Source organism: Leifsonia sp. NCR5 (genome assembly GCF_002105485.1).
Classification (GTDB): domain Bacteria; phylum Actinomycetota; class Actinomycetes; order Actinomycetales; family Microbacteriaceae; genus Leifsonia.
Window position 1 is genome coordinate 1 of the sequence record NZ_NCSR01000006.1, and the last position, 13,291, is coordinate 13,291.

Below are 13,291 nucleotides of genomic sequence, written 5' to 3' on the forward strand. Positions count from 1 at the left end.
TCCCCCAGCCGCACTCTCCCCTCGCATCCCGGCCGCCAGCCTCGGCTCACGGTCCGCCCCACCGTCACCGTGCGTCCCTCCGGACACCCGCCGTTCGCGGGCAGGAACGCGCGGCGCCGCTACGCGGGGCTGGACGGCCTGCGCGCGTTCGCGGTCGCCGCCGTGCTCGTCTACCACCTGTTCCCCGGCATCCTGCCCGGCGGGTTCATCGGTGTCGACATCTTCTTCGTGGTGAGCGGCTTCCTGATCACCAGCCTGCTGAAGCGCGAGCGCTCCGGCACGGGCCGCATCGACCTGCGCGGGTTCTGGGTGCGGCGTGCGCGACGGCTCGTGCCGGCGATCGTGGTGCTCGTCCTCGTCTGCTCCGCTGCCGCGCTGGCCGTGGGAGGGGACGTGCTCGTCGGGTTGCCGCGGCAGATCCTCGGGGCGGCGACGTTCAGCGCCAACTGGCTGTCGATCGGGGCCGACAGCAGCTACTTCGCCCAGGATGCGCCCGAGCTGTACCGCAACCTCTGGTCGCTGGCGGTCGAGGAGCAGTTCTACCTCGTCTGGCCGCTCGTCATCCTCGCCGTCGCACTGCTGCGCCCGTGGTGGGCGAGGCTCGCGGTCGTCTCCGCGGTGGCGGTCGCATCGGCCGTGGCGATGTTCGCGCTGTACCCGCCGGACGGCGACCCCACCCGCGTCTACTTCGGTTCGGACACGCACAGCTTCGGGCTGGCCATCGGCGCCGCCCTCGCCATCCTGATCGCGCGCTCCCGCCCGCTCGACCTCGACGCCGGCGAGACAGCGATGCAGACCTTCGTCCGGAGGTGGCTGCCGCCGCTCGGCGTGCTCTCGCTGGCCGGTCTGGTCGCGGCCTGCGTGCTGCTGCCCGACGACGCCGCGTTCACCTACCGCGGCGGCCTCGTGCTGGTCAGCGTCCTCAGCGCCATCGCAATCTGGGCAGCCGTCGTCCCCGGCGCGCGGCTCGGCCGCATCCTCGACACCCGACCGCTCCAGGCGGTCGGCGCGCGATCGTACGGACTGTACCTCTGGCACTGGCCGGTGTTCGTGCTCGTCTGCGCCATCGTCCCCGACGAGCACGACCCGGTGATGGCCCCGATCGTCGGCTTCGGAGCGCTCGCCATCGCATCGGCCGCCGCCTTCTTGTCCTACCGCTGGGTCGAGCAGCCCATCCGCCGGCACGGGATGCGCGGAGTGCTCGCCGCGGGCAGGCGCAGGATGCGCGCATCCCGGGCTGCACGTGCCGGCGGCGTCTCTGTGGTCGCGGTCGCCGCCGTGCTCTCCGTGGCGACGGTCGCGGCGATGGTCGTCGCGCCCGCGGCGACGGGCGCCCAGCGCTTCATCGAGCGCGGCTCGGCCTCGCTCGGCGGACCGACCGCCGGCCAGCAGCACGGAGGAGACTCCGTCCCGCACGACCGGCAGCACCTGCGCATCCCGCCAGACCCGCAGCCGGTCGCCACCGGCACGGACATCTCGGCGTTCGGCGACTCGGTGATGCTCGCGTCCGCTCCCGCACTGCAAGAACGGTTCCCGGGTATCCGGATCGACGCCGTCGTCTCCCGGCAGCTGAGCGCGGCGCCTGCGCTCGTGCGCTCGGCCGCGGAGGCGGGCGGGCTGCGGCCCGTCGTGCTGGTGGGGCTCGGGACGAACGGCTCGATCAGCGCCGACACCCTCGGCGACCTCCTCGACGCGATCGGGCCGAGCAGGAAGCTCGTGCTGGTCACCGTGCAGGCGCCGCGATCCTGGACGGAGGGTGTCAACAGCACCATCGCCGGTTTCGCCGCTGCCCACCCGAAGCAGGTCGCCGTCGCGCCCTGGCGAGAGGACATCGCCGGCCACCTCGACCTGCTCGCCGACGACCAGATCCACCCCGGCCACCGTGGCGGCCTGGTCTACGCCGACGCGCTCCGCGATGCGCTGCTCCAGCTGGCGGCGAACTCGCCCGTGCGCGTCGCCAACCCGTGGGACACGGCAGGCCCGCGCCCGCAGTGACGCAGCGGGCTCAATACGTGCGCACCAGGCTGACCTCGGCGTCCGTGCGCTCGAACCCCATCCCGGTGTAGAGGCCGAGGGCGCCGGACGGGTTCTCCGCGTCCACGGACAGCGTCACCTTCTGCCAACCGAGCGCCGCGCACGCCTCCATCGTCCGGCCGAGAAGGGCGGGAGCGATCCGCTTGCCGCGCGCGTCGCGGATGGTCCCGACCATCCCGATGTACGCACCGGTGAAGCCCTGGGTCTCCCAGTCGCCCTCGTTTACCTGGTTGAGCGCGAAGCCGACGACCCGGTCGCCGGACAGCGCGAGGAACGAGATGTCCGGCCGGAACGTGCCGCCGATCCACGCGTCCCACTGCTCCTCGCTCATCGGCTGGCTCGCCCAGTGGTCGCGGAACGAGTCGTTGCGCGCGGCCAGCGCACCAGCGGACAGCTCGTCGCTGAACGGCACGATCCGGATGCCGTCCGCCGGCTCGACCACGGGGATCGGCTCCGCGAGGTCGCGCTCCAGCTCGAAGAAGTAGCGCGCGGTCTCGAACCCGTCGTGGTGGAACAGCCGCACGGCGTCCTCCGCGCGCTCGTCGGCGTACGCCATGATCCAGGCGGGAAGACGCTTGGTCGACGCCGCCAGCTTCTGCTCGGCACGCGCGCGCGACCACGCCAGCAGTTCGCGCCCGATGCCCCTGCCACGCACCTCGGGATGCACGCCGCCCTCCAGGAACACGCGCACGAGCGACTCCTGCAGCGGGGGCATCGTGGTCACCCCGACCGCCACGAGCCTGCCGTCCCCGTCGAACCCGAGCACGGTGTCCTCCGCGAGGTCGACGAACGAGTAGTCGAACAGCTCCTGCACCTCCTCGCGGGTGTGCAGCCACTCGGGGTGGTCCACCGCATCCATCGCCCGCTGCGCCTCGGTGACGGCGTCGACATCCGCCTGCGTGGCAGGACGCCACAGAGCGACCAGTGGATGCGCGGGGGCGTGCGTCGCAGGCGTGGTCACGCGCTCGTTCACGGGCAGGAGGTCGTCGAGGTCGGCCATGCCTCCACCCTAGCGACGGGCCCAGCAACGACGAAGGCCCCGCATCCAGTGGATGCGGGGCCTTCGTGAACCGTGAGGTCAGGCCTTCTCGGCCTCGGCCTCTGCGGTGGTCTCCTTCGGGGTGACCTCCGCGTCGGCGGTGGTCTCCTCGACGACCTCGGCCTCAGCGGCCTCGGTCTCGGTGGAAGCTGCCTCGACCGGCGCCTCTTCTGCTGCCGGGGCAGCCTTCGGAGCGGCGGTGGTGCTCGACTTGGTCGACTTCACCTTCGGGGTGACAGGCTCGAGCACGAGCTCGATCTGCACCATCGAGGCGTTGTCGCCCTTGCGGAAGCCCAGCTTCGTGATGCGGGTGTATCCACCCTCGCGCTCGGCGACGAGCGGAGCGATCTCGGTGAACAGCTCGTGCACCACACCCTTGTCGTGGATGGTGGCCAACACGCGACGGCGGGCGTGCAGGTCGCCGCGCTTCGCGAACGTGATGAGGCGCTCGGCGATCGGACGCAGGCGCTTCGCCTTGGTCTCCGTGGTCTTGATGCTCTTGTGGGTGAAGAGCGCAGCGGCCAGGTTGGCGAGCATCAGGCGCTCGTGCGCGGGACCGCCTCCGAGGCGGGGGCCCTTGGTGGGCTTAGGCATGATCGGTTATCTCCAGTTGTAAAAATCGACAGTGTCGATGTATCAGGTGGCGTCGTCGGAAGACAAGCCTCAGATGGTGGTCTCGTCTTCTTCGTAGCCGCTGTAGAAGTGGGCGCCGTCGAAGCCGGGGACCGAGTCCTTGAGCGAAAGGCCCATCTCGGTCAGCTTGTCCTTGACCTCATCCACCGACTTCTGGCCGAAGTTGCGGATGTTCATCAGCTGCGTCTCCGAGAGCGAGACGAGCTCGCTGACGGTGTTGATGCCCTCGCGCTTGAGGCAGTTGTACGACCGGACGGACAAGTCGAGGTCCTCGATCGGCATCGACAGCTCGGAGCTGAGGACGGCGTCGACCGGCGCGGGGCCGATCTCGATGCCCTCTGCCGCGGTGTTGAGCTCGCGGGCCAGACCGAACAGCTCGGTCAGCGTGCGGCCGGCCGAAGCGATGGCGTCGCGGGGGCTGATCGCGGGCTTGGTCTCGACGTCGACCACGAGGCGGTCGAAGTCGGTGCGCTCACCGGCACGCGTCGCCTCGACACGGTAGGTGACCTTGAGGACCGGGGAGTAGATCGAGTCGATCGGGATCTGACCGGCCTCGCTGTACTCGTTGCGGTTCTGGGTCGCCGACACGTAGCCGCGGCCACGCTCGATGGTCAGCTCGACCTCGAACTTCGCCTTGTCGTTGAGGGTCGCGATGACGAGCTCGGGGTTGTGGATCTCCACACCGGCCGGAGCCGAGATGTCGGCGGCGGTCACCTGACCGGAGCCGGTCTTGCGGAGGTACGCCGTGATCGGCTCGTCGTGCTCGCTGGAGACGACGAGTCCCTTGATGTTCAGGATGATCTCGGTGACGTCTTCCTTGACACCCGGGACCGTGCTGAACTCGTGCAGCACGCCGTCGATGCGGATGCTGGTGACAGCCGCGCCGGGGATCGAGGACAGCAGGGTGCGGCGAAGCGAGTTGCCGAGGGTGTAACCGAAACCGGGCTCGAGGGGCTCGATCACGAACCGCGAGCGGAACTCGGAAATGTTCTCTTCGGCGAGCGTAGGACGCTGTGCAATGAGCACTGTTGATTCCTTTCGGCTAAGTGTCCGCTATATGACACTTGCGATTTGCGCGCCGGGATCGATGACGGCCAACCGCCACCGATCCCCGCCTGCGCGAAAATGGATACTGAGAGAACTACTACTGCTTAGACGCGACGACGCTTCGGCGGGCGGCAACCGTTGTGCGCCTGCGGGGTGACATCGTTGATCGAGCCGACCTCGAGGCCTGCGGCCTGGAGCGAACGGATCGCGGTCTCGCGACCGGAGCCCGGTCCCTTGACGAAGACGTCGACCTTCTTCATGCCGTGCTCCTGCGCCTGACGCGCAGCAGACTCGGCGGCGAGCTGAGCGGCGAACGGGGTCGACTTACGCGAACCCTTGAAGCCGACGCCGCCGGACGATGCCCAGCTGATGACCGCACCGGTGGTGTCGGTGATCGAAACGATGGTGTTGTTGAACGTCGACTTGATGTGGGCCTGGCCCACGGCGATGTTCTTCTTCTCTTTCTTGCGCGGCTTGCGAACGGCCGACTTGGGTGCTGCCATGATTTCTCCTGAATCCTATGGGCGAGGCTGCTGGCTAAGGCCTAGCGAGCCTTCTTCTTGCCGGCCACGGTGCGCTTCGGGCCCTTGCGGGTGCGAGCGTTGGTCTTGGTGCGCTGACCGCGGACCGGGAGGCCCTTGCGGTGACGGATACCCTCGTAGCTGCCGATCTCGACCTTGCGCCGGATGTCGGCCGCGACCTCGCGGCGGAGGTCACCCTCGACCTTGAAGTTGCCTTCGATGTAGTCGCGGAGGGCGACGAGCTGGTCGTCGGACAGATCCTTGACGCGGATGTTGCCGTCGATTGCGGTGTCGGCGAGGGTCTTCAGAGCCCGCGTGCGGCCGACGCCGTAGATGTAAGTGAGTGCGACTTCCACGCGCTTCTCGCGCGGGATGTCAACGCCTGCTAGACGTGCCATTGTGGCTTCTCCTGTGAGTGAGTGGAGGTCTGCAGCAATCCCGGTGCCCCGGCCTCCAACCGGGGGTGTCCCCCTCCTCGCTCACGCGATTCGGGATCTGGGACTGCCAGATTTCGATATTGAGTTATGGGTGGCCGGCGGGAAATGCATCCCACCGGCCGGAACCGCGATTAACCCTGGCGCTGCTTGTGGCGCGGGTTCTCGCAGATGACCATGACCCGGCCGTTACGACGGATGACCTTGCACTTGTCGCAGATCTTCTTGACGGAGGGCTTGACCTTCATATTTCTTTACCTTTGTTCGCTGTCCTCGTACCTCGCCAGGGGCTACCCGGTGGCGAGGCCGTTACTTACAGCAGACCTTTACTTGTAGCGGTAGACGATCCGGCCGCGGGTCAGGTCGTATGGGCTCAGCTCCACGATCACGCGGTCCTCGGGGAGGATGCGGATGTAGTGCTGGCGCATTTTGCCGGAGATGTGGGCAAGGACCTTGTGGCCGTTGGTCAACTCAACGCGGAACATCGCGTTGGGAAGAGCTTCGACTACGGATCCTTCGATCTCGATGACGCCGTCTTTTTTGGCCATAGCCTCACTGTCGCTAAAAGTCGTGGTTTGCTGGTCGTGCGTTGATTGTGGTGACGGCACGCTGAAACGCGCCTAAGACACCAAGGATCAATCTTATGGGATTGTCTGGCGTTTTGCCAATCCTTGTGTATGATCTGCGCACGCTGACCGCGAACAGCCCGGTCGGGGCGGGATTCCCTGCCCGGTCACGCGATCGGAGTCGGAGTGATGCCGAACGGTGCGAGACCGGCCGCTCCCCCGTCGGCAGCGGTCAGCACCCAGATGCCGTCCTTGTGCACGGCGACGCTGTGCTCCCAGTGCGCTGCCGCCGAGCCGTCCTCGGTGGCGACGGTCCAGCCGTCGTCCTTCACGTAGGTCTCCGGGTCGCCGAGAACCACCATCGGCTCGATCGCGACGACCAGGCCCGGCTTCACCTCCGGACCCTTCGCGCGCACGCGGTAGTTGAAGACCGGGGGCTCCTCGTGCATCCTGCGGCCGATCCCGTGTCCGATGTAGTCGGTCAGGATGCCGTACTCGCCCTGCGAGAGGATGTGGTCCTCCACGGCTTCGCCCACCTCGTTGAGGTGCTTCGCCGTCGCGAGCCTGGCGATGCCGTGCCAGAGCGACTGCTCGGTCACGTCGGAGAGCTTCTGGCGCTCGGCGACCAGCTCCGGCCTGGCCGGGTCCGGCAGCACGAAGCTGCGCGCCGAGTCGCCGTTCCAGCCGTCGAGGATCGCACCGCTGTCGATGGAGACGATGTCCCCCGGCTGCACGATGCGCGAACCGGGGATGCCGTGAACGACCTCGTCGTTCACCGACGAGCAGATGGTGTGGTGGTAGCCGTGTTCGAGCTTGAAGTTCGGCATTCCGCCTGCGGCGATGATCGCCTGCTCAGCGAGCTCGTCGAGCTGCAGCGTGGTGACGCCGGCGACGAGCGCATCCCGGACGGCGTCGAGCGATGCGGCGGTCGCGAGACCGGGCGCCACCATCAGCCTGAGCTGCGCCGGCGACTTGTAGATCGAACGCTTGAAGACCAACGGAGCCTATGCCACGGACTCGTCGCGCTCCGCGACGGGCAGGATGCCCTTGCTCGCGAGCGCCGACTTGATGCGTGCTGCCACCTCGTCCATGTCGCCGAGTCCGTCGACCTCGACGAGGAGTCCGCGCGAGCGGTACACGTCGATCAGCGGAGAGGTCTCGCGCACGTAGACCTCCTGGCGGTGCCGGATGGCCTCCTCGGAGTCGTCTGCACGACCCTGCTCCTGCGCACGCTTCGAGAGGCGGGCGACGATCTCGTCCTGGTCTGCGACCAGCTGGATGACCGCGTCGAGCTTCTGCCCGTTCTTCTCGAGCAGCTCATCCAGGTATGCCACCTGGTCGAGCGTGCGCGGGTATCCGTCGAGCAGGAAGCCGTTCTTGGCGTCGTCCTCAGCGATGCGGTTGGTGACGAGCTCGTTGGTGAGGCTGTCCGGGACGTAGTCGCCCGCGTCGACGATCGCCTTGACCTGCAGGCCGAGCGGCGTCTCGTTCTTGATGTTGGCCCTGAAGATGTCGCCCGTGGAGATGTCCGGGATCCCGTACGCGGTGGTGATGCGAGAGGCCTGAGTGCCCTTGCCCGCTCCGGGAGGTCCGACGATCAGCATACGGGTCAACGCAGAAGCCCTTCGTAGTGCCGCTGCTGGAGCTGGGAGTCGATCTGCTTGACCGTCTCCAATCCGACACCGACGATGATCAGGATGGACGTGCCGCCGAACATGAAGTTCTGACTGGCTCCGATGACCGCGAATGCGACAAGCGGTATCAGCGCGACGAGACCCAGATAGATCGAACCGGGGAGGGTGACGCGGGTGAGCACGTAGTCGAGGTATTCGGCGGTCGGACGGCCGGCACGGATGCCGGGGATGAAGCCGCCGTACTTCTTCATGTTGTCGGCGACTTCTTCCGGGTTGAACGTGATGGCCACGTAGAAGTACGTGAAGCCGACGATCAGCAGGAAGTAGAGCAGCATGTAGAGCGGGTGGTCGCCCTTGGTGAGGTAGTTCGTGATCCAGGTCACCCAGGGCGCGGGAGCCTTGCCCGCTGCCGGCTGGTTGAACTGCGCGATCAGCGCCGGCAGGTAGAGCAGCGACGACGCGAAGATCACGGGCACGACACCGGCCATGTTGACCTTGATCGGGATGTACGTGTTGTTACCGCCGTACGTCCGCCTGCCCACCATTCGCTTGGCGTACTGCACAGGGATGCGCCGCTGCGACTGTTCGACGAAGACGACCGCCATGACGATCAGCAAGCCGATCGCGATCACCAGCAGCAGCGTCTCGATGCTCTGCGACTGGGCGATGGCCCAGAGCGAGCTCGGGAACTGAGCCGCGATCGAGGTGAAGATGAGGAGGGACATGCCGTTGCCGATGCCGCGCTCGGTGACGAGCTCGCCCATCCACATGATGAGGCCGGTGCCGGCGGTCATGGTGATGACCATGAGCATGATGGCGTACCAGGAGTCGTCCGTGATGAGCTGGGTGCACTGCGAGACGGCGGTGGTGCCGAAGAGTGCGCCGCTGCGGGCGACGGTGATCAGCGTGGTCGACTGAAGGACGCCGAGCGCGATCGTGAGGTAACGCGTGTACTGCGTGAGCTTGGCCTGACCGGCCTGGCCCTCCTTGTAGAGGGTCTCGAAGCGCGGAATGACCACGCGCAACAGCTGCACGATGATCGACGCGGTGATGTACGGCATGATGCCGAGCGCGAAGATCGAGAGTTTGAGGAGCGCGCCACCCGAGAACAGGTTGACGAGCGAATAGAGACCAGAAGTGTCCTGGTTGGCATTGAGACAGGTCTGCACATTGCCGAAGTCAACGAACGGCGCCGGGATGAACGAGCCAAGGCGGAACAGGGCGATGACGCCCAAGGTGAAGGCGATCTTCCGGCGAAGATCTGGTGTGCGGAAGATCCGCGCAACGGCGCTAAACAAAAGTGCGTCCTGCTTTCCTGTAAGGAGTCAGCCGGGTGACCGGAGAAATACCGGTCACCCGACTGTACAGCTTTACGGTGTGGCTACTTGACCGAGCCACCCGCGGCGACGATCTTCTGCTCTGCAGAGCCGGAGACCTTGTCGACCGCAACGTTCAGCTTAACCGCAATGTCCCCGTTGCCGAGAACCTTGACCTTCTCGTTCTTGCGAACGGCGCCCTTGGCGACGAGATCGGTGACGGTGACGTCACCACCCGACGGGTAGAGCTCGGCGAGCTTCTCCAGGTTCACGACCTGGTACTCGACGCGGAACGGGTTCTTGAAGCCGCGAAGCTTCGGGGCCCGCATGTGGAACGGCAGCTGGCCACCCTGGAATCCGGGGCGGACCGAGTAGCGAGCCTTCGTACCCTTGGTACCACGGCCTGCCGTCTTACCCTTCGAGCCCTCACCGCGTCCGACGCGGGTGCGGTCCTTCTTGGCACCTGCTGCTGGACGGAGGTGGTGAACCTTGAGCACGTGCTCGCGGGTCTCCGAGGGCGATGCCTTCTTGGCCGGGGCCTTCGCGGCGGGCTTGTCAGCCTTGGCGACGGTCTCGTCCTTCGACGCTGCGGCAGCCTTGGCAGGAGCCTTGGCGGCCGGAGCCTTCGCAGCAGGAGCCTTCTTCTCGGCGGCCAGCTTGTCGGCAGCGGCCTTCGCCGGAGCCTTCTTGGCCGGAGCCTTCTCAGCAGCGGCCTTGGCCGGAGCCTTGGCAGCAGCTGCCTTCTTCTCGGCGGCCGGCTTGGCGGCAGCCTTGGTGGTTGCTTCCTTTTCGTCAGCCATTAGTCAATCTCCTCGACCTTGACAAGGTGAGCGACGGTCTTGACGTACCCGCGGTTCTGCGAGTTGTCCTCGCGAACGACGACGTCACCGATGCGCTTGAGTCCCAGGCTGCGAAGGGTGTCGCGCTGGTACTGCTTCTCACTTACTTTGGACTTGATCTGCGTGATCTTCAGACGCGCAGCCATCAGGCACCTGCCTTCGCGGTCGCGGCGGCCTCTGCCGCCTGGGCCTCGGCACGCAGCAGGCGAGCCGGAGCCACCTGGTCGTAGTCGAGTCCACGGCGAGCGGCAACGGCGCGAGGTTCCTCGAGCTGCTGCAGCGCCTCGACGGTCGCGTGCACGATGTTGATCGTGTTGGACGAACCGAGCGACTTGCTCAGGACGTCGTGGATACCGGCGCACTCGAGGACGGCGCGGACCGGGCCACCGGCGATAACACCGGTACCTGCCGCGGCGGGGCGCAGGAGCACCACACCGGCTGCAGCCTCACCCTGGACGGGGTGCGGGATGGTGTTGCCGACGCGCGGGACGCGGAAGAAGTTCTTCTTCGCCTCTTCGACGCCCTTCGAGATCGCCAGCGGGACCTCGCGGGCCTTGCCGTAGCCGACACCGACCAGACCGTTGCCGTCTCCGACGACGACGAGGGCGGTGAAGCTGAAGCGACGTCCACCCTTGACGACCTTCGAGACGCGGTTGATGGTCACAACGCGCTCGAGGAACTGGCTCTTGTCCTGGTCGCGGCTGCCGCGATCACGGTTGGGGTTGCGCTCGCGACCACCACGGCGGGCCTCACGGGGCTCGCTCTGGGTGTTGGTGGTCGATGCCGCAGTCTCAACCGGCGCCTGGGCGTCGGTCGTCTGCTCAGAGGCCACGGTCTGCTCCTTGTTGTTCTGTTCGTCGCTCACAGGTTCAATCCACCCTCTCGAGCTCCTTCGGCGACAGCTGCGACGCGACCTGCGTACTTGCTGCCTCCACGGTCGAATACGACGGCGTCGACGCCAGCGCTCTTGGCGCGCTCGGCGACGAGCTCGCCGACCTTGCGTGCCTTGGCGGTCTTGTCACCGTCGAAGCTGCGGAGGTCCGCCTCCATGGTCGACGCAGACGCGAGGGTGTGACCCTTGCTGTCGTCGACGATCTGGACGAAGACGTGACGTGCCGAGCGGTTGACGACCAGACGCGGACGGACCGCGGTGCCCTCGACCTTCTTGCGGAGCCGGGTGTGACGGCGGCCGCGTGCTGCGGACTTGCTCTTTCCTCTGGTTCCGAGAGCCATGGTTACTTACCAGCCTTTCCGGCCTTGCGGCGGACAACCTCGCCGGCGTAGCGCACACCCTTGCCCTTGTAGGGCTCGGGCTTGCGGATCTTACGGATGTTGGCGGCGACCTCACCGACGGCCTGCTTGTCGATACCACTGACCGTGAGCTTGTTGTTGCCCTCGACCGTGAACGTGATACCCGCGGGCGGCTCGACGTTGACCGGGTGCGAGAATCCGAGAGCGAACTCGACGCCCGCGCCCTTCTGCGCGACGCGGTAACCGGTGCCGACGATCTCGAGTCCCTTGGAGTACCCCTCGGTGACGCCGATGATCTGGTTGTTGATCAGGGTGCGGGTCAGGCCGTGCAGCGAACGCGATGCGCGCTCGTCGTCGGGACGGGTGACGAGCACCTGGCCCTCTTCCAGCTTGACCTCGATCGGGCTGGCGACGACGAGGCTGAGCTCGCCCTTCGGGCCCTTGACGGTGACGGCCTGGCCGTCGATCTTCACATCAACCCCGGCAGGGATGCTGATGGGCAGTCTTCCAATACGCGACATGACGAACTACCACACGTAGGCGAGGACTTCCCCACCCACGCCCTTCTTCTCAGCCTGACGGTCGGTGAGCAGACCGGAGGAGGTGGACAGGATGGCGACGCCGAGGCCGCCGAGAACCTTGGGGATCTCGGTGGACTTCGCGTAGACGCGGAGTCCGGGCTTGGAGACGCGCTTGATGCCGGCGATGGAACGCTCGCGGTTCGGTCCGAACTTCAGACCGAGGGTGAGGGTCTGGCCGACGCGTGCGTCGCTGACCTCCCAGCTCGCGATGTAACCCTCGGACTTGAGGATGTCGGCGATGTGCGCCTTGAGCTTCGAGTGCGGCATCGACACGGTGTCGTGGTGCGCCGAGTTCGCGTTGCGCAGTCTGGTCAGCATGTCTGCGACCGGATCTGTCATTGTCATTTCGGTGTTTCCTTTGTTCACCAGGTTTCGTTCAGCCGTTACACGACTGACGACCTGTGGTGGAAGCGGGCCGGCCGGATCGGCCGGCCCGACAGGGTGAGGACTAGTTCGCGGCCTCGTTGGAACGGAAGGGGAAGCCGAGCTGCTTGAGCAGCGCGCGGCCCTCTTCGTCGTTCTTCGCGGTGGTCACCACAGTGATGTCCATTCCGCGGACGCGGTCGATGCGGTCCTGGTCGATCTCGTGGAACATCGCCTGCTCCGTGAGACCGAAGGTGTAGTTGCCCGTTCCGTCGAACTGCTTGTCCGACAGACCGCGGAAGTCGCGGATACGGGGAAGTGCAAGAGACAGCAGGCGGTCGAGGAACTCCCACATGCGGTCGCCACGCAGCGTGACGTGCGCGCCGATCGGCTGACCCTCGCGCAGCTTGAACTGCGCGATGGACTTGCGGGCCTTGGTGACCTGCGGCTTCTGACCGGTGATCTTGGTGAGGTCTGCGACCGCACCATCCATGACCTTGCCGTCACGAGCAGCCTCGCCGACGCCCATGTTGACGACGATCTTCACGAGACCCGGCACCTGGTGCGGGTTGGTGAAGCCGAGGTCCTTGGACAGCTGCGCTGCGATCTCGTTCTTGTACTTCTGCTTGAGACGCGGCTGGATTTTGCCAGCAGCGGTTGCAGTGTCGGTCATTACAGGTCCTTACCTGACTTCTTGGCGTAACGAACGCGGACCGTCTTGGTGACGCCGTCCTTCGTGACAGTCTCGTTGCGGAAACCGACGCGGGTCGGCTTCTTGGTCTCGGGGTCGACGAGCGCCACGTTGGAGACGTGGATCGGAGCCTCGTGCGTCTCGATGCCGCCGGTCTTCGTGCCACGCTGCGTCTGTCCGACGCGGACGTGCTTGGTGACGAAGTTGACGCCCTCGACGATCACGCGGTTCTTCTCGACGAGAACCTCGATGACGCGACCCTGCTTGCCCTTGTCGCCTCCGCGCGCCTGCGACGCACCGGAGATGACCTGGACCAGGTCGCCCTTCTTGATGTTCGCCATG

The 13,291-nt window shown here is 66.4% G+C and carries 19 protein-coding genes; 1 reads left to right on the plus strand and 18 read right to left on the minus strand.

Annotated features, from left to right (window positions below; translation table 11 throughout):
* A partial coding sequence (locus B7438_RS06780) for an acyltransferase family protein (protein ID WP_085368804.1) occupies positions 1-1,995 on the plus strand: 1,995 nt, incomplete at its 5' end.
* A 10-nt stretch (positions 1,996-2,005) separates the two neighbouring features.
* Here the strand turns inward: B7438_RS06780 and B7438_RS06785 are convergent.
* The 18 genes from B7438_RS06785 to rplX all read right to left on the minus strand — a co-directional run bounded on the left by B7438_RS06785 (position 2,006) and on the right by rplX (position 13,290).
* On the minus strand, positions 2,006-3,034 hold the full coding sequence (locus B7438_RS06785) for a GNAT family N-acetyltransferase (RefSeq protein WP_085368805.1): 1,029 nt from the start codon (positions 3,032-3,034) through the stop codon (positions 2,006-2,008).
* A 78-nt stretch (positions 3,035-3,112) separates the two neighbouring features.
* On the minus strand, positions 3,113-3,667 hold the full coding sequence (gene rplQ, locus B7438_RS06790) for a 50S ribosomal protein L17 (protein ID WP_085368806.1): 555 nt from the start codon (positions 3,665-3,667) through the stop codon (positions 3,113-3,115).
* Positions 3,668-3,736: 69 nt separating this feature from the next.
* The gene (locus tag B7438_RS06795) at positions 3,737-4,732 is read right to left on the minus strand and encodes a DNA-directed RNA polymerase subunit alpha (RefSeq protein ID WP_055894825.1); all 996 of its coding nucleotides are present in this window, start codon (positions 4,730-4,732) and stop codon (positions 3,737-3,739) included.
* Between the two features lie 125 nt (positions 4,733-4,857).
* Entirely contained in the window at positions 4,858-5,256 is a 399-nt protein-coding gene (rpsK, locus tag B7438_RS06800; RefSeq protein ID WP_055821293.1) for a 30S ribosomal protein S11, read from the minus strand.
* Between the two features lie 41 nt (positions 5,257-5,297).
* Positions 5,298-5,672: a 30S ribosomal protein S13 gene (gene rpsM, locus B7438_RS06805; RefSeq protein WP_055894822.1), complete on the minus strand. Its 375-nt coding sequence runs from the start codon at positions 5,670-5,672 to the stop codon at positions 5,298-5,300.
* A 170-nt stretch (positions 5,673-5,842) separates the two neighbouring features.
* Positions 5,843-5,956: a 50S ribosomal protein L36 gene (gene rpmJ / locus B7438_RS06810; protein ID WP_021759549.1), complete on the minus strand. Its 114-nt coding sequence runs from the start codon at positions 5,954-5,956 to the stop codon at positions 5,843-5,845.
* A 78-nt stretch (positions 5,957-6,034) separates the two neighbouring features.
* Positions 6,035-6,256 (minus strand): translation initiation factor IF-1, encoded by a 222-nt coding sequence (gene infA / locus B7438_RS06815; RefSeq protein ID WP_021759551.1) that lies wholly within the window; start codon positions 6,254-6,256, stop codon positions 6,035-6,037.
* Positions 6,257-6,441: 185 nt separating this feature from the next.
* Entirely contained in the window at positions 6,442-7,272 is an 831-nt protein-coding gene (gene map, locus B7438_RS06820) for a type I methionyl aminopeptidase (RefSeq protein WP_085368807.1), read from the minus strand.
* Between the two features lie 6 nt (positions 7,273-7,278).
* Positions 7,279-7,887 (minus strand): adenylate kinase, encoded by a 609-nt coding sequence (locus B7438_RS06825; RefSeq protein ID WP_179150747.1) that lies wholly within the window; start codon positions 7,885-7,887, stop codon positions 7,279-7,281.
* Positions 7,884-9,206, minus strand: coding sequence for a preprotein translocase subunit SecY (gene secY, locus B7438_RS06830; protein WP_085368809.1), 1,323 nt, complete (start codon positions 9,204-9,206; stop codon positions 7,884-7,886). The genes B7438_RS06825 and secY overlap by 4 nt, the downstream gene beginning before the upstream one ends.
* A gap of 83 nt (positions 9,207-9,289) precedes the next feature.
* Entirely contained in the window at positions 9,290-10,024 is a 735-nt protein-coding gene (rplO, locus tag B7438_RS06835; protein ID WP_085368810.1) for a 50S ribosomal protein L15, read from the minus strand.
* Complete coding sequence (rpmD, locus tag B7438_RS06840; protein ID WP_085368811.1) at positions 10,024-10,209, minus strand: 50S ribosomal protein L30; 186 nt, start codon at positions 10,207-10,209, stop codon at positions 10,024-10,026. The genes rplO and rpmD overlap by 1 nt, the downstream gene beginning before the upstream one ends.
* Positions 10,209-10,928, minus strand: a complete 720-nt coding sequence (gene rpsE / locus B7438_RS06845) for a 30S ribosomal protein S5 (RefSeq protein WP_082581390.1) — start codon at positions 10,926-10,928, stop codon at positions 10,209-10,211. Before rpsE ends, rpmD begins: the two co-directional genes overlap by 1 nt.
* Positions 10,925-11,296 (minus strand): 50S ribosomal protein L18, encoded by a 372-nt coding sequence (gene rplR, locus B7438_RS06850; RefSeq protein WP_085368812.1) that lies wholly within the window; start codon positions 11,294-11,296, stop codon positions 10,925-10,927. Before rplR ends, rpsE begins: the two co-directional genes overlap by 4 nt.
* A 2-nt stretch (positions 11,297-11,298) precedes the next feature.
* Positions 11,299-11,835 (minus strand): 50S ribosomal protein L6, encoded by a 537-nt coding sequence (gene rplF, locus B7438_RS06855; RefSeq protein WP_085368813.1) that lies wholly within the window; start codon positions 11,833-11,835, stop codon positions 11,299-11,301.
* Positions 11,836-11,841: 6 nt separating this feature from the next.
* On the minus strand, positions 11,842-12,240 hold the full coding sequence (gene rpsH, locus B7438_RS06860; protein WP_055894808.1) for a 30S ribosomal protein S8: 399 nt from the start codon (positions 12,238-12,240) through the stop codon (positions 11,842-11,844).
* A gap of 103 nt (positions 12,241-12,343) precedes the next feature.
* Complete coding sequence (gene rplE / locus B7438_RS06865) at positions 12,344-12,931, minus strand: 50S ribosomal protein L5 (protein WP_085368814.1); 588 nt, start codon at positions 12,929-12,931, stop codon at positions 12,344-12,346.
* A complete protein-coding gene (gene rplX, locus B7438_RS06870) occupies positions 12,931-13,290 on the minus strand; it encodes a 50S ribosomal protein L24 (RefSeq protein WP_085368815.1) in 360 nt (119 codons plus the stop codon). The genes rplE and rplX overlap by 1 nt, the downstream gene beginning before the upstream one ends.
* Position 13,291 lies beyond the last annotated feature (1 nt).

Bases quoted from the DNA above. Each gene is read 5' to 3' on its own strand.
- B7438_RS06785 (WP_085368805.1), bottom strand. From the start codon at position 3,034: ATGGCCGACCTCGACGACCTCCTGCCCGTGAACGAGCGCGTGACCACG.
- rplQ (WP_085368806.1), bottom strand. From the start codon at position 3,667: ATGCCTAAGCCCACCAAGGGCCCCCGCCTCGGAGGCGGTCCCGCGCAC.
- rpsK (WP_055821293.1), bottom strand. From the start codon at position 5,256: ATGGCAGCACCCAAGTCGGCCGTTCGCAAGCCGCGCAAGAAAGAGAAG.
- rpsM (WP_055894822.1), bottom strand. From the start codon at position 5,672: ATGGCACGTCTAGCAGGCGTTGACATCCCGCGCGAGAAGCGCGTGGAA.
- rpmJ (WP_021759549.1), bottom strand. From the start codon at position 5,956: ATGAAGGTCAAGCCCTCCGTCAAGAAGATCTGCGACAAGTGCAAGGTC.
- infA (WP_021759551.1), bottom strand. From the start codon at position 6,256: ATGGCCAAAAAAGACGGCGTCATCGAGATCGAAGGATCCGTAGTCGAA.
- rplO (WP_085368810.1), bottom strand. From the start codon at position 10,024: ATGGCTGACGAAAAGGAAGCAACCACCAAGGCTGCCGCCAAGCCGGCC.
- rpmD (WP_085368811.1), bottom strand. From the start codon at position 10,209: ATGGCTGCGCGTCTGAAGATCACGCAGATCAAGTCCAAAGTAAGTGAG.
- rplR (WP_085368812.1), bottom strand. From the start codon at position 11,296: ATGGCTCTCGGAACCAGAGGAAAGAGCAAGTCCGCAGCACGCGGCCGC.
- rplF (WP_085368813.1), bottom strand. From the start codon at position 11,835: ATGTCGCGTATTGGAAGACTGCCCATCAGCATCCCTGCCGGGGTTGAT.
- rpsH (WP_055894808.1), bottom strand. From the start codon at position 12,240: ATGACAATGACAGATCCGGTCGCAGACATGCTGACCAGACTGCGCAAC.
- rplE (WP_085368814.1), bottom strand. From the start codon at position 12,931: ATGACCGACACTGCAACCGCTGCTGGCAAAATCCAGCCGCGTCTCAAG.
- rplX (WP_085368815.1), bottom strand. From the start codon at position 13,290: ATGGCGAACATCAAGAAGGGCGACCTGGTCCAGGTCATCTCCGGTGCG.